The organism is Dokdonia ponticola, assembly GCF_042653865.1.
GTDB classification, from domain to species: domain Bacteria; phylum Bacteroidota; class Bacteroidia; order Flavobacteriales; family Flavobacteriaceae; genus Dokdonia; species Dokdonia ponticola.
On the sequence record NZ_JBHSFV010000001.1, the window covers coordinates 760,448 to 784,591 of the forward strand.

Here is a 24,144-nt window from a genome sequence, read left to right on the forward strand (position 1 = left end):
CATCAGGATGAAAAAAATTATAATCACACTTATATGTATGCTTCCTGTACTAGGTATTGGACAGACTACAACAGAAAATTACGTAAAAACAACAGCATATCAAGTAGCCACAGAAACACCTACTGTTTCTGATGAGCAGAAGATAGAAAACATTACCTATTTTGATGGTTTGGGAAGACCCAAACAATCTATTGCTGTAAAAGCAGGAGGTAATAAAGAAAATATTGTGAGTCACACAGAGTATGATGCCATGGGTAGAAGCCCTAAACAGTACTTACCTTATGCCACAGCACCAGATATTCCCAATCCATTGGCATTTACAAGTTCTCAAACGCTTAAAACAGAAATTGGGAATTTCTACAATACTCTAAAATATGAAAACACTCAAAATCCATACTCACAAACGGTATTTGAAGCATCTGTTTTAAGCCGTGCTTTTGAACAGGCAGCACCTGGTAATTCTTGGGCATTAAGTGAAGGTCATACAATTAAGATGGACTATCAAATTAACCTTGATAACGAAGTGTATTACTACCATGTGAGCTTTTCTGGCGGTAATACAACGCTACCCCAATTGATTCTAAACGGTTTCTACCAAGAAGGCGAACTGCGTAAAAACGTGACTAAAGATGAAAATTGGACATCTACCTCTGGAAATGATCACACCACAGAAGAATTTACAAATAAGCTTGGTCAAGTTGTTTTAAAGAGAACATACAATGATAACCTTCCACATGACACGTATTACACTTACGATGATTTTGGAAACTTAACTTTTGTATTATCTCCAGAAGCTAGTGATCAGATCATAGATGTCAATAATACTCTTGTAACTAATTATCAGGATATTCTTGATAAGCTAGGGTATCAATATAAATATGATTATCGTAATCGTCTTATTGAAAAGAAAGTCCCTGCTAAAGGATGGGAGTACATTGTATATAACAAACTTGATCAACCCGTATTAACACAAGATGCCCGCTTGCGCGAAAATAACCAATGGCTCTTAACAAAATATGATGAATTATCAAGAGTGGCCTATACAGGAATTGTTACCTCTTCAGAGTCTAGACAATGGCAGCAAAATACGGCAAATAATCTCCCTGCCTACAGCGGTAATGTCTATGAGCAAAGATCAGCTAATACGCAAAATATAGCAGGAACGTTGGTAAATTACAGTAATCAGAGTTTTCCTGTTACAAACATTACAGAGGTTTTAACCGTAAACTATTACGATTCCTATGTAGATCACAGTGGCATTACACTGCCTAGTTCAGTGTATAACCAAAATATCACAAGCGCTACTCAAGGACTCCCTACGGTGTCTAAAGTACGTGTATTAGGCACTAACGATTGGATTACATCCGTCACGGGTTATGATGATAAGGCACGTCCTATTTTTGGAGCAAGTATAAATAATTACTTAGGGACTACGGATACCTCTGAATCATTGCTAGATTTTACAGGAAAAGTATTAGAAAGTAGAACTACTCATCAAAAAAATGGACATCAAGAAGTGGTGATCAAAGATTTCTTTAGCTATGATCATCAAAATAGACTCGTTACTCATATGCAACAAATTGATAGCGAACCTGTGCAACTCATAGCTAGTAATAGTTATGATAATTTAGGACAATTAGAATCTAAACGTGTAGGAGGACAACTTTTTGAATCAGGGTATACAGATATTGTTAATGTTACAGTTACTGATAATATAATAGAAAAAACAAGCGGTGATAGTAATTACTATAATGCTGGTTTATCTACCGTCGGTCGATTGGAAGGAGATGGAGGTATTTCTTTTACAGCAGAGACTGAGAATAAACGATATCTTGTAGGTCTCAATGATCAAAGTACCAGTAGTTCTCATAGTGAAGTTGACTATGGATTTGCGATGTTTTGGCAAAATCCTCCAAGATTTATATCACAAATAAGGGAGAATGGTACTCTTGTAAGCTTACACGGTGCTACTCCATACACAATAGGCGACACCTTTGAGATCGAACGAGAAGGAAATGTAATACATTTCATCCATAACGGAACAGAAGTGGCGACCCACACAATGGCTCAGAATTATGCTTCTTTAGTTGGGGATATCTCTATGCGAGATGAAGGAGCAAAAATAGGAAACCTTAATCTATATGCAACTAGCATTGATAAAAGTCTTCAAAAAGTAGATTATGAATATAATGTGCGTGGATGGCTTACCGATATCAATCCTTTAAACAGTTTTCAAGGAGGTAGTGGTATTACTGAAGTTGACTTATTTAACTTTCATATTAATTATGATTCTCCTCTAGAAGGCACTGCGGGAGATGTTGGTTTGGCTATTCCTTTATACAATGGAAATATTTCTCAAACTATTTGGAAAACTGCAAATTCAGACTCTCAAAAACGAGGATATGGATACACTTATGATGCACTGAACCGATTCAAAGCAGCATATAGTAGAAAAGGAACTACCCTTTTAACAAATGATAATTTTCAAGTATTTGATGTAGGATATGACAGAAATGGTAATATCCTCAACCTTAAACGTAATGGTACTAATGAAAATGATGTAGCTTCTCGTATGGATGATCTAACCTATACGTATGATGGTAACCAATTACTAGATGTATCGGATGGTTCATTGACTTCAATTAAGAATCAAGGATTCTATGACGGAAATACATCTGGAAATGATTATATTTATGATGTAAATGGCAATATGACAGCAGATAAGAACAAAGGTATTACGACTATTGATTACAATCATCTTAATCTACCTATTTTTATAGATATATTAGGGACTGATGCAAACAGTACCTTTCAGAAAGGCTCCATCTCTTATGTGTATGATGCTACAGGAGTAAAACAAGCAAAGATTGTTCAAGATGATGGACAAGGCATTACAATTACAACTTCTTATGCTGGAGGATATATTTATGAAAACAATGACGGTCTTGAAAAGTTAAAGATGATCTCACATCCCGAAGGATATGTAGAACCTGTTCATAACACATCAAAATCTGTCCAAAAGTTTAGTACGACAACTCAAACTTCTAGTTTTTCTGGTTATCAATATGCGTTTAATTATACAGACCACTTAGGGAACGTTAGACTTACATACGCTGACTCAGATGGAGATGGAGCTATCAACCCAAATACCGAAATCATAAGCGAGAAAAATTTCTACCCATTTGGATTGCAACAAAAAGGATACAACGACGTGGTAACGAGTAATTCTAACCCCATGGCAGAGAAGTTTGCCTTTGGCGGAAAAGAATACGGAGAAGAGTTAGGGCTGGATTGGTATGATATTTCTGCTCGTAATTATGATCCTGCAATTGGGAGATGGATGAATTTAGATCCACTTGCCGAAAAAATGAGAAGACACAGTCCTTATAATTTTGCTTTCAATAATCCTATTTATTGGCAAGATTATGACGGTATGTCGCCAACTGGACCAGGCGATCCACCAAAAGAGGAAACTCACTCAAATGGTATAACAACTAGCTTTACTTATGACGATAAGGGAGAAACTAAAGGGACAGACAAAGTTATGCAATCTGTTGTTTCTTCGACAACGCTTACTGATGATAACGGTCAAGTCTCTCAAATAATAGAAAAAACTGTAACAACGACAACTTATGTAGATGCAGAAGGGAAAATTGTTGATGCAGAAGGCAATGAAGGAAGTGCTACTCAAACCACGTATGCGAGTATAAAGACTAAAAGAGATGATGGTAAAGGTTATGATCGTTCTGACCCAATAATGTACTCAACTACGGTTGATATTGATGAATCTTCGATGGTTAGCGATGAATTTAAAGAAACTGTTGCCAATGTCCAAGACTTTAAAAAGTCTGAGAAGATAAGTCCTGTACAAGCTATTGGTAGAGAAAGAGAAAATATTTCTACTATAGAAGGAGTAGCAAGTGTTGGTTTAGGTGTAGCTGCAATGTTAGTGCCTGAACCAACTGTATCTAAAGTTTTAGGTGTCGCTTCAATAGCTACTGGTGTTGATGCTCTTGTAAGAACCACTGACCCAGAAAAAATTAAAATACGTATAAGCTTTTAAAAAAGGAATAAAAATGAAAAAAACGTATAAGTATATTTTAATAGTAATAATACTATTGACATTGATTATAGCTGTCTTTTGTAATGAAATATTTAACAATAATTTATTTATTCAAGAAGTTTTACTATCCATAAGTTTTTTGTTAACTCTTATTTACATATTAATAAATAAAAAACTTTTCTTTTTTTTAAGACCTGCTTGGCACAAATATTTAGGTGTTTTAGGAATGTTATTAGGAGGGTGGCAAGTTTATAAATCTAATTTTTTTAATTCAAAATTTTCAGTTGTATTGTTTTTCTTATTGGGAACAATATTAGTTTTTTCGATTTTTATAAAAGATAAGTTAAATAGTGAAGAGTTGTAGTCCGTAAGTTACTAATCGTTACCCCCCTCCCCCCCCCCCGCTAGCGCTCGTCTGTGAGGTGATGTAGTAAACTGGTGCTTTTGAGAAATTGAATATTTTGATATTTGATTATCAGTATTATAAATAAAGAATGAGTCTCAAATTTGAGACTCATTCTTGTTCTTTGAAATAATGAAAGTTTGTTAGAGGCTACTAAATAAGGATTCTTTATCCTTACGTGTAGTAAATTGGTGCTTGGTTATTTTTACAGATATGAAATGTAGAAACTGCTATCAATCTAATTTTATAAAAAAGGGAAAACGAAATGGGAAGCAACGCTATCATTGTAAAAATTGTAAGTGTAATTTTCAATTAGAATATGCCTATAAAGCTTATCAATCGAACGTCGACGATTTAATAAAATGTTTATTAAAAGAAAGCTGTGGTATTAGAAGTATATCAAGGATTATAAATATTTCAGCGAAAACAGTTCTTTCAAGAATGCTCAAGATTAGCAACCAAATTAAAATTCCATACTTCAATAAACAAGGTTGTAAGTTTGAAGTTGATGAAATGTCAATAAAAATAGCAAATGGCAAGAAACAAAATTGGCTAATCTATGGTATTGAAAGAGAAACGAAGTTATTAATTGATTTTGTGGTTGGAGGTAGAACCAAAGAAAACATCAGACAATTGATAGATAAAATATTACTACTTAATCCTAAGCGAATTTATACAGATAAATTAAATATCTACCCTAGTTTGATTCCAAAAGAAATTCATAAACGTTTTCAATATTGCACGAATAAAATAGAGCGAATGAATTTGACATTACGAACGCATATTAAAAGACTTTCAAGAAAGACAATTTGCTTTTCGCGAAAGCAAAAATATTTAGAAGCTCACTTACGGATATATTTTTGGGGATAGTATTAACCTTAAATAATAGAAGTGAGGTTTTCATAATTAGCTATAATCAAGCGTATATCTTCCATTAAAAAGTTCGATAATTGACCCGTTTGGGGTACATCAAAAAGCTGACTCTAAATGAGTTAGCTTTTTTTATGTCCTAAAACTAGCAACTAGGATTAGTTAGGGTGATTTAAAAAAACACCCTGTCACGATTTATGAAAGCCCCATCCCGGGTACATCAAAAAACTGATTCTAAATGAGTTAGCTTTTTTTATGTCCTAAAACTAGCAACTAGGATTAGTTAGGGTGATTTGAAAAATTACCCTATCACGATTTATGAAAGTCACATCCCAGGTACATCAAAAAAGCTAATTCTAAATGAGTTAGCTTTTTTTTATGTCCTAAAACTAGCAACTAGGATTAGTTAGGGTGATTTGAAAAAACATCCTGTCACGATTTATGAAAGTCCCATCTCGGGTACATTAATGACTAATCTTAACGGGTTAGTCATTTTTTATATTAAAAATTAGCAGCTAGTTCTAGTTAGGATAATTGAAAATTATCCTGTTACGACCCACAAAAGTCCCATCTCGGGTACATTAATGACTAATCTTAACGGGTTAGTCATTTTTTATATTAAAAATTAGCAGCTAGTTCTAGCTTTCATAGCTAAAAACTTAATCCTTTACCCCAAATTTTTCTAATATGGTTTCCATTAAACACCATTTGGTCAATGAAGACTGAAAAAGATTTAGTCCTACAAAAGCGGTGAACCAAAGCCAATGTATATTTACATAAACAGCTAACAATAAACTGGTGAGTATAAAAATACCTGCAACAGCTCTAACAATTCTATTTTTCATAGTTTTTCTTTTAAATGTATTTTTCAATAGGGACTACAATCGCTTTTATTGGATTGTAGGTTATTAAGCTTTTATTATACTCTTTAATTAACTCAAATGCGGCATCAATTTTATCCCCTTCAGTAAACGAGAAGAACAATCTGGAATCGGCAGCACCTTTCTCACTTGGAAACCAATTTGAAGTCATTAATAAAGATCCAGCCGTCTTATGCCCATCTATATCAGATTCACTAAAATTCTCAATGTTTGCGTCTTTAAATAGTTGTATAATATCTTTATGATACTCTTCTACAACTGTTACAATTAGTAGTTTCATCATTTATAATTTTTACGTTCTATTAGATAATACACCAATGGTACCACCAGTAAAGTCAACACTGTCGACACAATGGTTCCACCCATTAATGAGATTGCTAATCCCTGAAAAATTGGATCAAAAAGAATAACAAATGCTCCTATTACCACCGTTCCCGCTGTTAATAGAATAGGTGTTGTTCTCACTGCGCCTGCTTCAATTGCAGCTTGTTTTAGAGGAACACCTTCAGCTGTTCGGATGTTAATAAAGTCTATTAACAATACCGAATTACGAACCATAATCCCTGCTAAGGCAATCATTCCAATGAAAGAGGTTGCTGTAAAAAATGCGCCCATAATCCAGTGACCTAAAATGATTCCAATTAATGATAAGGGTATTGCAACCATCATAACAATAGGTGCTTTGAAGTTTTGAAACCACCCTACAATTAAGATATAAATCAAAATAATAACACCTAAAAACGCAATTCCTAAGTCTCTAAAGACTTCTAAGGTTATTTGCCATTCTCCATCCCATTTTACCGTATAGTCGTCTTCATAATCGGGTTGTCCTAAATACATCTCATTTAGCGTATATCCTTCTGGTAGTTTTATCTCATTTAACTTTTCTTCCATTCCAAGAATTGCATACGCAGGGCTTTCTAATGCTCCTGCCATGTCTGCCATAACATACACCACCCGTTTCTGATTTTTGTGATAAATACTTTTTGCGCTCGTTGTTTGTTTTATCTCAACCAAATCTGCAATAGGAACCATATTCTCTTTTTTAGATTTCACTTTAAGCTGTGAAATATCTAAAATTGTTGATTTCTCTTTTTCATCAAGACTAAGTACCAAACCAACTTGACGAGAAGCATTTTCATCATACAAATTGGTAATCGCTCTATTAGATAACGCCATATTCATAGTGTACGTGATTTGTTGAGGAGCGACTCCGTATAACATCGCTTTTTCCTTATCTATATTAAATTGATACTCGATTTGATCATCTTCAACCATCCAATCAACATCGACAACATCTTCGGTATTTGTCAGGATATCCCGAATGCTATTTGCAATTTTAATTTGCTCACTATAATCTGGACCATAAATCTCTGCAACGATTGTCGATAATACAGGAGGTCCTGGTGGCACTTCTACTAATTTTACGTTAGCACTATATTTTGAAGCTATCCTCTGAATCTCTGGTCGCAAAACCTTAGCAATTCCGTGACTTTGGATATCACGCTCACTTTTATCAACTAAATTTACCTGAATATCTGCCATATTACTTCCACCACGCAAATCATAATGACGTACCAAACCATTAAAAGTAATTGGAGCAGACGTACCAACATAATTCTGATAATTAACTACTTCTGGTCGTGTCGCTAGGTACTGTGCAATCTCCTGAGCTACAACACCTGTTCGCTCTAGCGTGGTACCTTCTGACATATCGATCACGACTTGAAATTCGTTTTTATTATCAAAAGGCAGCATTTTTACTGCAACAGATTTGGTGAAAAACAATACCATAGTTCCCATTAACAGTAAAAAAGTACCCCCTAGAAACAACCAGCGTTTCGTTTTGTTCTCTAATAAAGGTCTTTCAAATTTGTTATAAATCCGATAAATTAAAGTGTCTTCGATGGGCTTTTCAGGCTTCTCATCTTTTCCTTTTTTATCCTTTTCACGTAAAAAAATATATCCCAAATAGGGTGTAATAGTAAGAGCAACAAATAATGATAAAATCATGGCTATAGAAGCTCCTATAGGCATTGGTGCCATATATGGACCCATTAACCCTGACACAAAAGCCATGGGTAACACAGAAGCTATCACAGTAAATGTGGCTAAAATGGTTGGATTTCCAACTTCGTTAATTGCATACAAAGCCGCTTGTTTAAAGGGCAGGCGTTTCATCTTAAAATGGCGGTGCATATTTTCGGCTATAATGATGGAGTCATCTACCACAATTCCTGTAACAAAAACCAAAGCAAACAGTGTAATTCTATTCAATGTATAGTCCAGCATATAGTAACTCAATAATGTCAACGCAAACGTAATTGGAACCGATAAAAACACTACCAATCCCCCACGCCACCCCATCGCTAGCATTACTACAAGTGTTACAGCAAAGATGGAACCTATCAGGTGCAGCAATAATTCTGACACTTTATGAGATGCTGTTTCCCCATAGTTTCTGGTAATTTCAACTTGCACATCATCTGGAATTAAGTTCTTTCGTAAGTGTTGCACTTTATCTATAATGATATCAGCAATTTTCATTGCATCTGCTCCTTTTCTTTTGGCTACAGAAATCGTTACTGCAGGGTATTCAGAAGAATATGTCACAGCCTTTTTACTTCCTTTACCAAATCCTAAAGACACATAATTTTGTGGAATTTCTGGACCATCAATAATAGTTGCTACTTGTTTTAAATAAATAGGCTGGTCCTGTTGCACACCAACAACTAAATTTTCAACATCAGTCGCAGATGTTAAAAACGCACCTGTATTCACCAGAAATTCTGTGTCATTTTTATCAAAACTTCCTGAAATTAATTGTGAGTTATTCGCCTTTATCATTTCTGAAATAGACAAGAAATCTAATCCGCTAGCAGCCAGTTTATCTTTATCTAAAATCACCCGTAATTGTCGGTTTCTACCGCCAATTACGTGTGTTATAGCAACATCATTCACCTTCTTAATTTCACTTTCCAACTCCTGAGCTATCTGGCTCAATTGGTAATCGTCATAATTTTCACTCCAGAGCGTTATACCTAACATAGGTACGTCATCAATCGCTCTTGTTTTTACTAATGGGAACGTCACACCTTGCGGCATTTGATCCATGTGTTTGTTTATTTCATTGTACAATTTTACAAAAGAGCGCTCAATATCCTCCCCTACATAAAACTGAACAATCACCATTCCTTGCTCCTTCATTGATGTAGAATACACATACTCTACCCCTTTGATATTAGAGATTAATTTTTCTAATGGTTTGATAACACGAGATTCAACTTCTGTGGGACTTGCCCCTGGGTATCCCACAAAAATGTCTGCCATCGGGACGTCTATCTGTGGTTCTTCCTCACGCGGAATTAAAAACGAGCTATACACTCCAACAACCATAAATACGATCATTAGAAGTACTGTAAGCTTAGAATTTATAAAGCTTTTGGCTATTTTCCCTGCTAAACCTTCTTTCATTTTGACTTTATTTTTATTACCCTCTTTAAGGTAATTTTTATATGTTTTGGGCGTTTTAACGGGCTATTCGCTACACTCTTTTTTTGCCATATATGGCAGCAAAAAAAGGATTTCCACTGCTATCCCTAACGCAATATTTCTAGACGACTATTTAGGCCTTACAAACCTGTATTGTTTTAAATCAACCTAGGATGATGTGTGTAGATGGAATTGTTTTCGCGAAAGCGATTGCTTACTCAATACTTATTTTTACACCATTAAACAGTTTCCCATCAGCAGAAACTATGTATGATTCATCTTCGGTTAGACCAGATAGTACTTCTACTTGATCACCAAATGTCCTCCCTAAACGCAACCAGCGCAATATCGCTGTATTACTTTGACTCACAGTATAAATTCCTGACAACTGACCTCGTGTAACAATCGCCTCAGAAGGGACTAAAACAAAACTAGAAAAGGTCTCACTTTCGATAGGAAATTGAACCGTTGCAAACATTCCAGATAAAATAGGAACCGTTGTTTTTGCTAAAGCCACCTTCACTAAGTACTGCCCTCCTGTATTTTTTGCAGAAGAGCTAACTTCGGTTACTATCCCTTTTATAGTTTTGTCAATAGATTTTATGAGCACATTGACTTCCGTTCCAGATTTTATTTGAGATATTTCACTTTCTGGCACCATAGCCATAACCTCAAAAAACGTAGATGCTTCTATCGCAATAAGTGGAATCCCTGGATTAGCCATATCGCCAGTTTCAATAAATTTACCCGTTACAACTCCATTAAATGGGGCAGTAATATTGCTATATTTAAATTGGGAATTAATTTCATTCTTCATTTGATTGGCTGCTTCTAATCGCGCCTTTGCCATTTCAAAATTAGCAGTCATGTCATCTAGTTCCTTCTGTGTTGCACTTGTTTTAACAAATAAATTTTTAAAACGATTATAATCTTTTTCGGCACTATTAAAAGCTGCTGTTGCTTCAGTAATACTCGCATTTACTTGAGCGCGTTTCGCTTGTAAATCAGCATTATTTATGGACATAAGTAATTGTCCTTTTTTGACTTTATCACCTATACCTACATATACTTTGTTTACAAAACCCATCATCCGAGTACTTAGATTAGCACTTTTTGTTGCTTGGACTTTTCCGCTTACAGATAAGAAAGGACTGTTATTATCTAATGTTACAGTAGCTACTTTTACAGCAATGGGATGTTTAGTATCCTTTGCCACTGCTTTATCATCACTTCCACAACGTGTCATAAATAAAATGAACCCGATGAAGACTACCATACTTATATATTTTTTCATTTCTCTAAATGTTCTTTTGTTAAAAATTGAAGATATGCGTACCCAAAATTATAGGTGTAAATGGTTTGATAATATTCTAATTGCTTTTGAGCGTATTGATTTTCAGCCATTAATAAATCACTAGTTTTTTCTAAACCTTCCTTAAAACGGTTGGTACGTATACGAAGTGATTCTTTTGATTGCTCCAAGGCTAATTCTGTTAGCTTCAAATTATTTTTAGCATCTAGTAACATACGTGAAGCCTTATTCAATTCTAACTGACTTTGTGCTATATATTCTTGGTATTGTAATTTTGACTTTTCAAATTCGGCACTACTCTTTTGAATTTTACCAAAGCGTTTACTCCCTTCTAAAATATTCCAACTTAATTGCGCTCCAAAAGTGTAGCCATTGGCATCTGCTTGGAATACTTTATCGTCAAATAATTCATAACTTCCAAAGGCATTTAAACGAGGTAAAAAACTCATTTTATCAGCTTTATTCATCTGCTCGTAAGCATCTGTAGAAAGTTGGAAAGCTTTAATATCTGCTCTGTCCTTAGGGAGATCTCCAATAGGCTTTTCTTCTGAAATTAGGTGTAATTCATCTATCGGCATTAAAACTTGATAGCTAGTATCACCCATTAAAATTGATAGATAATTAGATATATTTTGTATGTTACTTTTTGCAATCTGTAGTTGATTTTCAATCTCTGTAACACGAACGTCGATAGACAATAGATCCGTTTTCTGCAAATAACCTTGGGAAAAACTATTGTTTGCAATACGCTTATTCTCCAAAACTGATCTTTTAGCAATCTCTAAAACCTCCAAGGTTTTATATGCCAACTGTAATTGCATATACCATTTTTCAACCTCTAGCGTAATGTATTCTTCGGTACGATACGACTGTAGTCTAATCGCACTTAATTTAGCTTTAGCTGCTTTGCGTTGATGCAAACCATCAAGATTAAGGATAGGTTGAATGACTTCAATCTTAGTCGCATAATTTTGAATTTGTGACGGATCGTTTAATAAATTAGGGCTAAAATCATTCTGTGTTAAAATCTCTTGATTGAGCTTAGACCCAAAAGCCATTAAAGGATTGGTCGTTGCAATCCCTGTATGAGAAGCTGTGATATTTGGTAAGAACACAGCGTTTGTCTGATTAAAATCACCTGTTGCTGCTAGTACTTCCTGCTGAGATATCTTAAGTGTATTATTTCCTTCTTTTACCTTAGAGAGAACCTCTTCCTTTGTAATCAATAGGGTTTTAGTTTGTGCTTTTATAGTAAAAGAAACAAGTAATAAAAGTATGAGTAATATATATTTCATAGTGCTTCTGTTTTTGATATTCACAAAATTATGCCTAGAATTGAAGGAAGTCGGTAATCTAGGTTACTCAAGTATTTTTATTTTTTTTTGTAGAAAACCAATAGCTAATACCAACTGTCCAATAGAATACGCTATCAAGATCTTCTTCAAAAACAGTATCTTCTGTAATTATAGTAGCACTAGATTGTGGGAATGACACCGCGGGTGTAAATGAAAATATGAATGATTTATGATGATATTCTATAGGAGTTGACAACTCAATATTTAGGATATTAAAGGAGGAGCTTTCTTCAAATGTTATCGTAGTTGATTCCATCTGATTTGAGTTGCCAGCCCCTTGACCTTTTCTATTTCCTAATCGATTAGACTGGTAATAAGCTTCATAAAAATTTTGTGTACCCCCACTTATGCCTACAGAAGGCTTGAATAGGAGTGTTTCCTTTTCATTTATAAAAGCCCTTTCTATGAAAAAACTTGTAAAAAAGTCGGTGTTGTTACCAGAATTAAAAAAACTCCCTAAGCTTACAGAAAGCTCCATATAATCAAGATCGTATGAGAGAAGTCCACTAATACTAGACGAAACCTCAGATTGAACGTTATAGCTCTCATCATTATAAAAATATCCTGTTGCTACAATACCTCCGCTCCATTTTTTAGAATCAAATAAATACCCTCCGCTGAGTAGGAATAGATCTACTCGCTGTTCTTCTGAAGCCGTTAGGTATGATAAAGTGGCATCTGCAAAAAAACCAGATGCATCATAGTAGCCTATTGACGGAAAAATATAAGGTGCGGCAATAGAGTCTCTTCGACCCATAAAAACGGCATCACTAATATAACTTACATCGGTAAGAATATAGGATTCGTTATCAGACACCTTTTTAATAACCTCTTCCCGTTGTTGAGAGAATAAAGAAGCAATAGAAAAAATGATGACATAAAAACTTAGTATACTATTATTTTTCATAATTATCATTTTATATTAAAAGAAGGGGCTTTGCTTTGTATTAAAACAAAGCCCTAAGATTTTCTAATCTGGAGTTCCACCCTTATTTTTCTTCTTAACCATAGGCTTGGTTTTTGCCTTACTTTTCATCATCTTTTGCTTTAGCATAGTTTTTCGATGTTGATAGGTGTTTTTGAACATTTGACCATCCATATTAAGACATTCTCCGTCTAAAAGACGTAGCTGTTTACGATCACGTGTTTGATAACTTCCATCTGGATTTATTGATGCGCCATCTCCTAAATCAAGCCTTTGCTGTAATCTGTTCTGTGCTTGATTTCTGATTTGGATAACTTCACCATCAACTAGCATATAATGCACCCTGTTTTGGTTTCTTTCTTGAATTTGCGATTGACTAAGCCCTTTATTTTCCTGTTTAACTTTGTAACGATACTGGTATTCATTTCTATATTTTACACCATCAGCGTCTAAGCACTCCCCATCTTTCAATCTTAATCTGTCTCGATCTCTGGTTTGATAAGTGCCATCTACATTTAGAACAGTACCATCGTTCAAAGTGATTTTATCTTTTAATCTGATTTGATCTCGATCTCTAATTTGTAATACGTCTCCATCTACTAACATTAGACGGTCTCTATCACGATCTTGATCTTGATCTTGGGCAAATGTGGCTGTCATTACCATTAAGGACATAACCACTAATACATACATTTTCTTCATTTTGTAATGATTTAATATTTATTAATAGCTCAAAATTAGAATACATATACGCCGTTTAAAATGACCTGAATCAGTTGCTAGGATGATATAGAAACTTGAAAGAGTAACATATTATAGAGACACATCCGTAAAAAACATCATTCTAAAAATTTGGTATAGAATGATCTAGGTCAGTTTTGTTACTATATAAAGATGCTATTTTACGAGGAGTTTAAATTGTTTATATGCTTTCGCGAAAGCGGTAGACTACAAGAAAAAATTATGAAAACACTTATCTATCTCCTACTGATACTGATGGTTACTTCTTGTGAAAAGAAAAATAAAAAGACACCTATTCATCAGAAATCAAAAACAGAAAATCAAGTACATAAAAGATATACTATAGATGCCAAAAGTATTTCTATTGTATGGACGGCCTATAAGTTTACAGATAAAGTTGGGGTATCTGGAACGTTTAAGGATTTTAAATTTGAAACAAAAAATGCAACGGGAACCATAGACTCTATACTGAATGAGTCTAGTTTAAAAATACCTACGCTATCTGTAGACTCACAAAATGAAATACGCGATCCAAAATTACGCTCGATTTTCTTCAAGACATTTCATACAGACACTATAAAAGGAAGGATCCTGACGGTATATAAAGATAGTGGTTTGGTTGAGATAAGCATGAATAATATCTCAAAAGAAGTCCCCTATTCTTATATAGTGAAAAACGATAGTATTTTACTAAAAACCCATTTAGATCTTACCCAATGGAATGGACAAGAAGCAATTGAGGCTTTAAATAAAGCGTGCTATGAGCTCCACATTGGCCCTGATGGGATCTCAAAACTATGGCCAGATGTAACTGTTGAAGTCCAATTCCCTTTGCTTGTCAGACTACAAGAATGAACATCTTATTTATAATAGAGTCGTTAAAATTATACGACCGTAAAGCCATATTGATCTGGGTCATTGTTACTGGTATTCAAGAAATCTAATTTTGGATAAAAATCATAATGGAATTAGTAACCAAACATGGAGTCCTTCTCGAAAAAATTGATAATAGTTTCGAAAATTTAGGTGTATTTAACCCTGCCATCATGCAAGAAGGGAAAACGGTACACCTGTTTTATCGTGCCGTTAGAAATGGTAACTTTTCTACTCTGGGATATTGTAAATTGGATGGTCCTTTAAAAATTATAGAACGTAAAAGTGAGCCTGTATTTTTTCCACAAACTCCCGAAGAATTTCAAGGTGTAGAAGATCCTCGTATGACCAAGATTGAGGATTGTTATTATTTGTCATACTCTGCCTATGATGGTATCAATGTTTTTGGAGCCTATGCTACTTCTAAAGATTTAGTAAAATTTGAAAGAAAAGGGATCATAACCCCAAAATTCACCTTTGAACAGTATTCCAAATTGATTAAAAAGAATTTTGAGAAGATTAATTTGATGCACCTTGCGTTCTATAATTTATTTATCCGCTATCGTTTAGCAGAAATTATGAAAGATCGGATATATGTTTGGGACAAAAATCTAGTTTTCTTTCCAAAAAGAATTCATGGAAAATTAGCTTTTCTGCATCGATTATACCCTTCTATTCAAATTGTATTTTTTAATGATCCATCAGAGCTAACTTCAGAATTCTGGGAGGAGTATATTTCTGACCTTCAGAGGCATATTGTTTTAATTCCAAAATGCAAACATGAAAACGGGCATATTGGCGCAGGATGCCCTCCCGTTGAAACAAAGGATGGCTGGTTAGTCATTTATCATTCTGCACAATTAACAACAGAAGGCTTTATTTATCATGCTTCTGCGGCTTTACTAGATTTAAAAAACCCAAAAAAATTAATTGCAAGACTCAAATATCCTTTGTTTTCTCCAACAGAGGATTATGAAAAAGAAGGCTACGTGAATAATGTAGTATTTCCAACAGGAACTGCTCTTTTTGATGAAGAACTCTACATCTATTATGGTGCCGCCGATAGTAGAGTTGCTGTAGCCTCTGTTAATATTAATTTACTTTTAAATGAACTTAAAAATCAATAATTATGAACATAAATCATCCCACAAATAAAATCCTTTTTTTATCCACTTTTCCACCTACGCAATGTGGTATAGCAACGTATACACAAGATACAATGAACGCTATAACTGATGCGTTTGAATCATCCTTAGCTTGTGAAATTTGTGATATTTCAGACACGACAGTGGCAAATCCAAATGTGCAGTATACGATACACCCTAAAATTAGATCTACTTATTATCGTGTAGCCAAAGAAATCAATAAAGATGACTCCATAAAACTAGTACATGTACAACATGAATTTGGCTTATTTGGCGGGAAGTATGGAAACTTTCTGTTGGATTTTCTAGAAACCATAAAAATACCAGTGATCTATACTTTTCATAGTGTTATTCCTAATCCAGATAAGGAATTAATGTCCTATGTGAAGATACTGATTTCATATAGTAGCTCTATTGTTGTGATGACTCAAAAATCTAAAAGAATATTAATAGAGCAATATGGTATAGATGAATCCATCATAGCATATGTGCCACATGGGACTCACATTGTTAGTTATGAAGACTCGCTGAATGTTAAACAAAGATTCAATTTAGCAAATCGTATAATTCTATCAACTTTTGGGCTTTTAGGATCTGGTAAAAGCATTGAAACAGCACTAAAAGCACTGCCAAAAATTATCAACCACACACCCAACGTCTTGTATTTAGTTATTGGAAAAACTCATCCTAACACTATTAAAAACAATCAAGATCATTACCGAGATTATTTGGAAGGATTGGTCAAAGAATTAAAGTTAGAAAATCATGTACTGTTCATTAATCGTTATTTAGAAATTGAAGAGCTTCTAGAATATTTGAAAGCAACAGATATTTACTTATTTACTTCAAAAGATGCTAATCAAGCAGTTAGCGGTACATTTTCCTATGCAATGAGTTGTGCTTGCCCTATTGTGGCAACTAAAATTCCGCACACAGAAGAGGTTCTTACACCTAATATTGGGGTACTCGTTGATATTAATAATTCAGAACAATTCGCAAAGGCAACCATAAAATTACTTTCTGATGTTGATTTGCGAGTATCTATGGCAGTTACTGCTTTTGAAAAGACGAGAGCGTCTTCTTGGAAAAATATAGCTTTAAAACTAGCGGAAATCTATAGAGAGAGTTTTGATAAAACTCTTAACATTGATTATAATTATCCCCCAATTAAGTTGAACCACATAAAAAAATTGACTACTAAATTGGGGATAATACAGTTCAGTAAAATTTCTGAACCTGATATTTCTTCTGGATACACCTTAGATGATAATGCACGAGCATTAATTGCTATCTGCATACATTATCAGCAATGTAAGAAAGCTTCAGATTTGTTTTATATAGACACCTATCTTTCCTTTATAGAACGCTGTCAAACAGAATCTGGGACGTTCATTAATTATGTTGATGAACATAATAACGTGCATATAAAAAATGACTATGTAAATCTAGAAGATTCTAATACCCGTGCTGTATGGGCTCTGGGCATGGTTATTTCTTTAAAAGACGTTTTGCCAAATGGTATTGTAAGTAAGGCCGAATCTTCTTTATTACGATGTTTCCAATGGGTTGAGAATATTTTATCACCTAGAGCCATAGGTTTTGCTATAAAAGGGTTGTACTTATATTATACTATAAAAAAAGACACATATACGATATCTACTATTAAGAAACTCTCAGAACACCTCATTACTAGTTACGATGTCAACGCTATAAAAAATTGGAAGTGGTTCGAAAACTACCTAACATACGCTAACAGTGTCCTTCCAGAGGCACTGCTTTATACTTATTTAGTGACTGGCAACGAATCCTATAAGAAAGTGGCTATAGAATCTTTCGATTTTCTATTATCAAAAATGTTTATAAATGGTCATTTTAAAGTAATTTCAAATAAAGGATGGTATCAAAAAGATACAATTCCAAAGCAGTACGGAGAACAGCCTATTGATGTTTCGTATACGATACAAGCCTTAGATGTTTTTTATAAAGCTTTTGGAGATTCAAAATATAAAGATATGATGAAAATAGCATTCAATTGGTTCTTAGGTAAGAATCATTTGAGTCAAATAATGTATGACCCTATAACTGGAGGATGTTATGATGGATTGGAGAAAGAGAATGTGAATTTAAATCAAGGAGCAGAGTCTACAGTTTGTTATATCATAGCTCGATTAATTTTAGAAGAATACAAGACCGTATTGGCAACAGAATCACCTGTTCATTTAAGATCTTCCAAACTTGTAAGCGCTAGTTCTTCTAGAATAAATAATCAGTGAGGTTAATTAACGAAAGTTCGATGTAAGTTTTCTTTCTTTTCTCTGGGATAGGACAAAGTGTGAGTTTTGAGCTAAGTGAAGCAGTGTAGATAGCTTCTTATGGCTTTTCGCTTTAAGCGAAAAAACACCTAGAAACTCGAAAATTTAAAATAGAAATCACACGAATAAAAGCATTTTTTCTTTACGTTCTGTTTCATTTCACCCTGAGTAAAACATGAGAGTTTTACGAGTAAATAGAACGAAAAAATAATATGATTATAGGTATTAGTATTGTATCAGAATGTACCACCTAACCGTTTTATGATTTGTGCTAACCCCAAAGATCCAAGAGCAAATACAATAACCCAACCAAACTGCTCTCTTGACAAGTCTACTAGGTGAAGAACATTGGCAATAGGTGTAATAAGATAGACACTTATAGTAATAAGTATGGAGACTACAAAAGCTCCCCATATCCATGGATTTTTAATGACTTCGTTGCTTAGAAACGGAACTTCGGTCTTAGACATATTAAATACATTTAATAATTGTGCAAGAACTAGTGTAAAGAAAGCCATATTATTTATTTCACTAGGAGATGCTTTTAATGTGAAGTGAGCATACGCAGTTATCCCAACGACTGCGGCAGTAATGCATAACCCATAAATAATGGTAGATGACCAAAGTTTTGGTGTCAAAATAGGTTCGTTTGCTTTTCTGGGTGGGAGGTTCATGATATCTACTTCACCTTTTCCCATCCCTAAAGCTAGTGCTGGAAAAATATCTGTAACAAGATTTAGAAATAAGATTTGTAAAGGGAGTAAAGGTGCTGGTAAAATAAGTAATGCAGCCAAACCTACAGATACGACCTCTGCTAGATTACACGACAAAAGGTATACTACAAATTGTCTGATATGATCAAAAATAGCGCGACCTTGTTTTATAGCTAACTCCATAGCTGTAAACTGGTCATTTTTAAGAATAATATCGGCAGCTTCTCTTGCAGCTTGCGTTCCGCGTATTCCCATAGCAATACCAATATCTGCCTTTCGCAACGCAGGAATATCATTAATGCCATCACCAAACATTCCTACGGTATGATTATTCTTTTGATAGAATGTAATTAATTTTAGCTTTTGCTCTGGAGTGACTCTTGCAAAAACCAACGCATTCAATAATTGTTCTTTGATTGCATCGTTTAGTTCTTCAGTTAGTTGTAAATCTTGACCATGAAGTACGCTGTTATTTTCAGCATCTTTTGATAATATCCCGACTTCTTCCGCAACCTTTTTAGCTGTTCCTGGATGATCTCCTGTTAGCATAACAACTTTAATTCCTGCGCTTTTATATGTCTTTATGGTATCTTTAACATCATCTCTAGCCGGATCTAAGAATCCAATAACACCTATAAACGTTAGGTTTGACAAGATATCCTCTTTTCTTGGTTTTGCAGTCACATCCTTATATGCAAAACTCAGTACTCTTAATCCTTGAGATGCCAATTTATTTACCAAATCAAACCATTCATTTTTGTTTACAAATTCTTGAACTTCACCATGCTTTAAGATCGTCGTACAGAAATTAACGATACTCTCAAATGCTCCTTTAGTATATATGGTAGTGCCTATACTTTCATTTTGGTTTAATGTAACCATCAACTTGCTATTGGTGTCAAATGGTATTTCCAATTCCTCTGGATTACTCTCCTTAATCTTTTTTGGATCTAGTTTTAATTTTTCAGCAAATTCAATAAGTGCCAATTCAATACTATCGCCTCTCCTATCCAGAGCGTTTAAATCGATATTATTGCATAAAACACTAGCCATCATTATCGAATTAAAAGATTTCTTTTGAAGTAATTGACTAAAAAAATCACTTTCTTCATTTTGAATAGCACTCCATATATCATCTTCAAAAGCCAGTGTATGTACTCGCATTTTATCCTCGGTAAGCGTTCCTGTTTTATCTGTACAGATGATGTTTGTTGCCCCTAGTGTTTCTATGGATTCCATTTTTTTTATAATGACCTTCCGTTTTGATAATTTAAGCATTCCCCTAGCTAAAGCAATAGTTGCTACTATGGGAAGTCCTTCTGGTATAGCGGCAACTGCGAGTGCTATAGCAGTTTTGAAGGTTTCTATCAGATCCATACCTCTTAAGTATCCAGTGAAAAAGATAAGTATGGCAAATATGACTGTGAGCCAAATAAGCCACTTGCTCAATTCATTCAATTTTTTTTCTAAGGGTGTTCGCTGTTCTTCAACAGTTGTACTCATTTGCTGAATCTTTCCCAATTGTGTCTGGAAACCGGTATAAGTAACAATAGCTTTTGCCGAACCTTGAATGACAGATGTTCCCTTAAATATCATATTGCTTCTTTCTGGGAGTGAGGTGTTTTTTGCTAGTATTTTTAGATTCTTAATTACCGCAATACTTTCACCTGTTAATGAAGCTTCTTTGACAGATAAATTATCAACCGAAATTAAACGAGCATCAGCCGAAACGATATCACCGGTTTCAATGAGAATAATATCACCAGGCACTAATAATGATGACGGTACCCTTTTGATCTGTCTATCACGTAAAACAGTAGATTCTGTAACTCCCATTTTGCGAAGTGATTCAAGAGAACGAACCCCTTGTAATTCCATAATAAAACCAATAGCTACCGTGATGAGTATAACAATTAGTATGGCTATTGTTTCCAGTAAATCGGGGCTGAAAAGGAAAGTAAAGAATGTCGCTAAAGCAAGAATAAGGATAATAGAATCCATAAACTGATCGATAAGGATTCGCCACTTACTTTTAGGTTTATTTTCAGCTATTTCATTGACTCCGTACTCTTGAATACGACGTTTCGCCTCCTCGTTGGTTAGACCAAATTGAATCGAGCTATTTAGTGTCTGCACTACATTTTTCACATCTATAGCAAAAGGTACTTGGATCATGTTTGCAATTAGTTTGGTTTAAAGCTTTGTAAACTAAAAACTCTCTGACCAAAGCTTTAAACAAAAAAGCTTTGGTCAGAGAGTTGTTATTGAAGATAATCACTTAAAGGTGATTTCTTATGCGATTTCAATCACTTTTGGTTTTTTTGCTTTGGCTTCTTCTTTTTTTACGAGATCAAAGCTAAGTATACCATCTTTATATTTTGCTTTGACATTTTCATCTTTTACAGAATCTGGCAATTGTAAACGCTTTTCAAAAGAATTATAACTAAACTCTTTTCTTGTGTAATTTTCTTCTTCTTCTTCTTTAGATTGAGACTTTTCTGCTGAAATGTTAAGGCGACCATCGTCTATGGTTACTTTAAAATCTTTCTTGGTAAACCCAGGAGCAGCCAATTCTACTTGATAAGCATCATCAGTTTCTTTAATGTTCAATGCTGGTTCTTGAGATTTTCCATTGAAGAAATCTGTATTCCATAGACGATTATCTAAGATAGGATCGGAATCAAAAAAGTCTGAAATAATGAGGTTTCCAAAGGGTCTTCTGTTTCTAAATTTTACTAGTGACATAATTTTTTAAGGTTTTAAGTTAAACAGTATTTACAAGACTAAATTAAAGCTGTCTTTCATCGTAAAGAATGATCTGCGTCAGTCCGAAGTATTAATTCTAAATTACATCCCCTATTTATTTTATAAAAAGTTAGAATACTAGAAAAATTAGTTTTGTTGCGTTTGAGATATTTTTTCTTATTAAGAATATCTTTAAGCTAAAAACTATATCAAAAGGTAGCACTTTTCCAAATACCTTAGTATTCAAGTAGTATCTATCTCTCAAGTTTAAATTTGAATTAAACTTGAGAGAAATTGAAGAACTGATGGCTATTAGAGGGAGGAGATCACAATAATCAAACCTGCGCCTTGAGTTAAAAACTCAACAATTTACTTACATCAAATATATCCTACGTATTTCTCAAAAGATCTTTCATGATTATACACATCTTAAGTCAGCTTTCGCGAAAGCGCACTCATACATCTAAAAATAAAACGACTATTTTTGCACATCATATTTTCAGTTCCCCCTAAAATGAATAAAGTATTTGTTATTGTATTCTTATTCTTATATTCATCTCTATGTGCTTATGCACAAGTAGATGATAGTAAATTAGACCTTTCTTCTCCTTCCAATGGAAAAGAAGAGGCTGCAAAATATTCCTCCTTACTGCAAGAATATTATAAAAATGGGGAATATGAATTACATAAAATATATAGCGACTCCTTACTATTAATTTCTGAACTCTATGGGATTACAGATATGAATATTTTGGCGCTCAATAGCCAAGCGATTTATTATAAAAATAGAAGTAATAGGGAAAAAGCGCTGGAAATTTACCATAAAGCCCTAGACAAATGTGAATTAATGCCAGATAGTAGCGGACCAAAAGCAATGATTTTAGCAAATATGGGGAATATTTACACGGATATTGGTGCTTTTGAAAAATCCATTAAAGCAATGGATTCTCTCCTTGTCATTACAGATACTGTTAGACGTTTTACTAAAATAAAAGCTGCTGCTCTTGTTGGACAATCTACCAATTACCTAGAGTTAAAAGCATACAAAAAGGCACTGCAATTTGCAGAACGCGCTATAGACTTAGGGCAATCTATGAAGGATGAGGAAGTCATTGGGGCTACTTTAAATAACCTAAGTGATATTTATATAAAGCTTGGTGATTATGAAAGTGCATTGAAAGCTACTGAAAAAGGATTTCTTCTTGCTGACATGCAAATGCTCACAAAAAAACGAGCTTGGTTGTTGTTGAATAATGGAATCGCTAATTATCATTTAAAAAATACTGATGTTTCCTTACAAAGCCTAAAAGAAGCACTCACGCTCGCGCAGGATAAAAAAATATATGAAATAGCAATGTATAGCTATGAGTATCTAGCAAAAGTATATGAACAAAAAGGAAATTTTAAAGCTTCCTATGAAGCACAAAAAGAATACTCTCGCTTGAGTGACCTCATAAAAAGGGATGAAAAAAAGGCAACCATTGCTGACTTATCGCAAGATTTATCAAATAATGAAAAGACGCTAGATGCTGCGCAGGAAAAAATCATCACCGTCACAGAAAATAAAAACCGATTGGCTTGGTATGGAGGCATCTTTGTATTTGTAATCGCAGGAATATTGTTGGTGTACATCAAAAAGAAAAAGCAAATAGAAAAAGAGAAAAAGGCATTACAAAAACAGTATACCTCTTTAAAGAAAGCAATAGAAAACAAGCCAACCTCATCGGCATCTAAACCAGAAAATACACCTCTAAAAAAAGAAGAAAAACCCTATAAAAACTCATCATTAACAGATGTAGATCGTGAAAAATACAAAACTTATATTTTGAGTTTAATGAAAGAGGAAAAGCCCTATTTGGATCCAGATCTTAGATTGGCTGAATTGGCTTCAAAACTCGGGATAAGTACTTCACATTTTTCTGAGGTACTACATTATTGCTTCAAGGAAAATTTTTATAATTTCATAAATTTTTATCGTGTCCTAGAAGCGCAAGAACTCATGAAAAAGCCTCTTTACAAAGAGGCTAAAATCATTGCCATTGCATTCGATGCTGGATTTAAAAGCAAAACCACGTTTAATCGTGTCTTCAAGAATTTTACAGGACAAACGCCTTCAGAATACCGTGAAACCTCTTAAAACTTGACGCTTTACTATCAAAAGAGGTTTCATTCCATGGAATGGAACCTCTTTTGATTATATAAGGCTAGAATTTTACGTATTAATAATGAAATTTACCTAAAAGTAATTGATACTTCCATGTGAGATTCTTAAGTCATATCTATTTCTATTATAAGAATCGATTCAAATGTGACC

Annotated in this window: 16 protein-coding genes; 7 read left to right on the forward strand and 9 right to left on the reverse strand. The window is 34.1% G+C overall.

Annotation, left to right across the window (positions count from 1 at the left end):
• The first annotated feature begins 7 nt into the window (after window positions 1–7).
• The 3 genes from ACFO3O_RS03640 to ACFO3O_RS03650 all read left to right on the forward strand — a co-directional run bounded on the left by ACFO3O_RS03640 (window position 8) and on the right by ACFO3O_RS03650 (window position 5,336).
• Complete coding sequence (locus ACFO3O_RS03640; RefSeq protein WP_379977140.1) at window positions 8–4,063, forward strand: DUF6443 domain-containing protein; 4,056 nt, start codon at window positions 8–10, stop codon at window positions 4,061–4,063.
• A gap of 13 nt (window positions 4,064–4,076) precedes the next feature.
• Window positions 4,077–4,427, forward strand: a complete 351-nt coding sequence (locus ACFO3O_RS03645; RefSeq protein WP_379977141.1) for a hypothetical protein — start codon at window positions 4,077–4,079, stop codon at window positions 4,425–4,427.
• A 252-nt stretch (window positions 4,428–4,679) separates the two neighbouring features.
• Window positions 4,680–5,336 (forward strand): IS1 family transposase, encoded by a 657-nt coding sequence (locus tag ACFO3O_RS03650; protein WP_379977142.1) that lies wholly within the window; start codon window positions 4,680–4,682, stop codon window positions 5,334–5,336.
• A 659-nt stretch (window positions 5,337–5,995) separates the two neighbouring features.
• Here ACFO3O_RS03650 and ACFO3O_RS03655 read toward each other — a convergent pair.
• The 7 genes from ACFO3O_RS03655 to ACFO3O_RS03685 form a co-directional block, all read right to left on the reverse strand.
• Window positions 5,996–6,181 carry a YgaP family membrane protein gene (locus ACFO3O_RS03655; RefSeq protein ID WP_379977143.1) on the reverse strand — a complete coding sequence of 62 codons (186 nt, stop codon included), beginning with the start codon at window positions 6,179–6,181 and terminating at the stop codon, window positions 5,996–5,998.
• 10 nt (window positions 6,182–6,191) lie between these two features.
• Window positions 6,192–6,500, reverse strand: coding sequence for a hypothetical protein (locus ACFO3O_RS03660; RefSeq protein ID WP_379977144.1), 309 nt, complete (start codon window positions 6,498–6,500; stop codon window positions 6,192–6,194).
• Window positions 6,497–9,691: an efflux RND transporter permease subunit gene (locus ACFO3O_RS03665; protein ID WP_379977145.1), complete on the reverse strand. Its 3,195-nt coding sequence runs from the start codon at window positions 9,689–9,691 to the stop codon at window positions 6,497–6,499. Before ACFO3O_RS03665 ends, ACFO3O_RS03660 begins: the two co-directional genes overlap by 4 nt.
• A 232-nt stretch (window positions 9,692–9,923) precedes the next feature.
• A complete protein-coding gene (locus ACFO3O_RS03670) occupies window positions 9,924–11,003 on the reverse strand; it encodes an efflux RND transporter periplasmic adaptor subunit (protein WP_379977146.1) in 1,080 nt (359 codons plus the stop codon).
• Window positions 11,000–12,316 (reverse strand): TolC family protein, encoded by a 1,317-nt coding sequence (locus ACFO3O_RS03675; protein WP_379977147.1) that lies wholly within the window; start codon window positions 12,314–12,316, stop codon window positions 11,000–11,002. The genes ACFO3O_RS03670 and ACFO3O_RS03675 overlap by 4 nt, the downstream gene beginning before the upstream one ends.
• Window positions 12,317–12,383: 67 nt before the next feature.
• On the reverse strand, window positions 12,384–13,283 hold the full coding sequence (locus ACFO3O_RS03680; RefSeq protein WP_379977148.1) for a hypothetical protein: 900 nt from the start codon (window positions 13,281–13,283) through the stop codon (window positions 12,384–12,386).
• 63 nt (window positions 13,284–13,346) lie between these two features.
• On the reverse strand, window positions 13,347–14,003 hold the full coding sequence (locus tag ACFO3O_RS03685) for a DUF6799 domain-containing protein (RefSeq protein WP_379977149.1): 657 nt from the start codon (window positions 14,001–14,003) through the stop codon (window positions 13,347–13,349).
• A gap of 261 nt (window positions 14,004–14,264) precedes the next feature.
• Between ACFO3O_RS03685 and ACFO3O_RS03690 the strand changes: the two genes are divergently transcribed.
• From ACFO3O_RS03690 to ACFO3O_RS03700, 3 genes are all read left to right on the forward strand, one after another.
• The gene (locus ACFO3O_RS03690) at window positions 14,265–14,897 is read left to right on the forward strand and encodes a YceI family protein (RefSeq protein WP_379977150.1); all 633 of its coding nucleotides are present in this window, start codon (window positions 14,265–14,267) and stop codon (window positions 14,895–14,897) included.
• Between the two features lie 107 nt (window positions 14,898–15,004).
• Entirely contained in the window at window positions 15,005–16,042 is a 1,038-nt protein-coding gene (locus ACFO3O_RS03695) for a glycoside hydrolase family 130 protein (RefSeq protein WP_379977151.1), read from the forward strand.
• 2 nt (window positions 16,043–16,044) lie between these two features.
• The gene (locus tag ACFO3O_RS03700; RefSeq protein ID WP_379977152.1) at window positions 16,045–18,333 is read left to right on the forward strand and encodes a glycosyltransferase; all 2,289 of its coding nucleotides are present in this window, start codon (window positions 16,045–16,047) and stop codon (window positions 18,331–18,333) included.
• 275 nt (window positions 18,334–18,608) lie between these two features.
• Here ACFO3O_RS03700 and ACFO3O_RS03705 read toward each other — a convergent pair whose 3' ends face one another.
• Window positions 18,609–21,260: a cation-translocating P-type ATPase gene (locus ACFO3O_RS03705; RefSeq protein WP_379977153.1), complete on the reverse strand. Its 2,652-nt coding sequence runs from the start codon at window positions 21,258–21,260 to the stop codon at window positions 18,609–18,611.
• Between the two features lie 117 nt (window positions 21,261–21,377).
• Window positions 21,378–21,830, reverse strand: coding sequence for an Hsp20/alpha crystallin family protein (locus ACFO3O_RS03710; protein ID WP_379977154.1), 453 nt, complete (start codon window positions 21,828–21,830; stop codon window positions 21,378–21,380).
• A gap of 514 nt (window positions 21,831–22,344) precedes the next feature.
• Between ACFO3O_RS03710 and ACFO3O_RS03715 the strand changes: the two genes are divergently transcribed.
• Entirely contained in the window at window positions 22,345–23,967 is a 1,623-nt protein-coding gene (locus ACFO3O_RS03715; protein WP_379977155.1) for a helix-turn-helix domain-containing protein, read from the forward strand.
• Window positions 23,968–24,144: the final 177 nt, after the last annotated feature.

Excerpts from the sequence above, each read along its gene's own strand:
- ACFO3O_RS03710 (WP_379977154.1), bottom strand. The coding sequence starts at position 21,830 with ATGTCACTAGTAAAATTTAGAAACAGAAGACCCTTTGGAAACCTCATT.
- ACFO3O_RS03685 (WP_379977149.1), bottom strand. The coding sequence starts at position 14,003 with ATGAAGAAAATGTATGTATTAGTGGTTATGTCCTTAATGGTAATGACA.
- ACFO3O_RS03715 (WP_379977155.1), top strand. The coding sequence starts at position 22,345 with ATGAATAAAGTATTTGTTATTGTATTCTTATTCTTATATTCATCTCTA.
- ACFO3O_RS03705 (WP_379977153.1), bottom strand. The coding sequence starts at position 21,260 with ATGATCCAAGTACCTTTTGCTATAGATGTGAAAAATGTAGTGCAGACA.
- ACFO3O_RS03675 (WP_379977147.1), bottom strand. The coding sequence starts at position 12,316 with ATGAAATATATATTACTCATACTTTTATTACTTGTTTCTTTTACTATA.
- ACFO3O_RS03645 (WP_379977141.1), top strand. The coding sequence starts at position 4,077 with ATGAAAAAAACGTATAAGTATATTTTAATAGTAATAATACTATTGACA.
- ACFO3O_RS03695 (WP_379977151.1), top strand. The coding sequence starts at position 15,005 with ATGGAATTAGTAACCAAACATGGAGTCCTTCTCGAAAAAATTGATAAT.
- ACFO3O_RS03655 (WP_379977143.1), bottom strand. The coding sequence starts at position 6,181 with ATGAAAAATAGAATTGTTAGAGCTGTTGCAGGTATTTTTATACTCACC.
- ACFO3O_RS03690 (WP_379977150.1), top strand. The coding sequence starts at position 14,265 with ATGAAAACACTTATCTATCTCCTACTGATACTGATGGTTACTTCTTGT.
- ACFO3O_RS03670 (WP_379977146.1), bottom strand. The coding sequence starts at position 11,003 with ATGAAAAAATATATAAGTATGGTAGTCTTCATCGGGTTCATTTTATTT.
- ACFO3O_RS03665 (WP_379977145.1), bottom strand. The coding sequence starts at position 9,691 with ATGAAAGAAGGTTTAGCAGGGAAAATAGCCAAAAGCTTTATAAATTCT.
- ACFO3O_RS03650 (WP_379977142.1), top strand. The coding sequence starts at position 4,680 with ATGAAATGTAGAAACTGCTATCAATCTAATTTTATAAAAAAGGGAAAA.
- ACFO3O_RS03680 (WP_379977148.1), bottom strand. The coding sequence starts at position 13,283 with ATGAAAAATAATAGTATACTAAGTTTTTATGTCATCATTTTTTCTATT.
- ACFO3O_RS03640 (WP_379977140.1), top strand. The coding sequence starts at position 8 with ATGAAAAAAATTATAATCACACTTATATGTATGCTTCCTGTACTAGGT.
- ACFO3O_RS03660 (WP_379977144.1), bottom strand. The coding sequence starts at position 6,500 with ATGATGAAACTACTAATTGTAACAGTTGTAGAAGAGTATCATAAAGAT.
- ACFO3O_RS03700 (WP_379977152.1), top strand. The coding sequence starts at position 16,045 with ATGAACATAAATCATCCCACAAATAAAATCCTTTTTTTATCCACTTTT.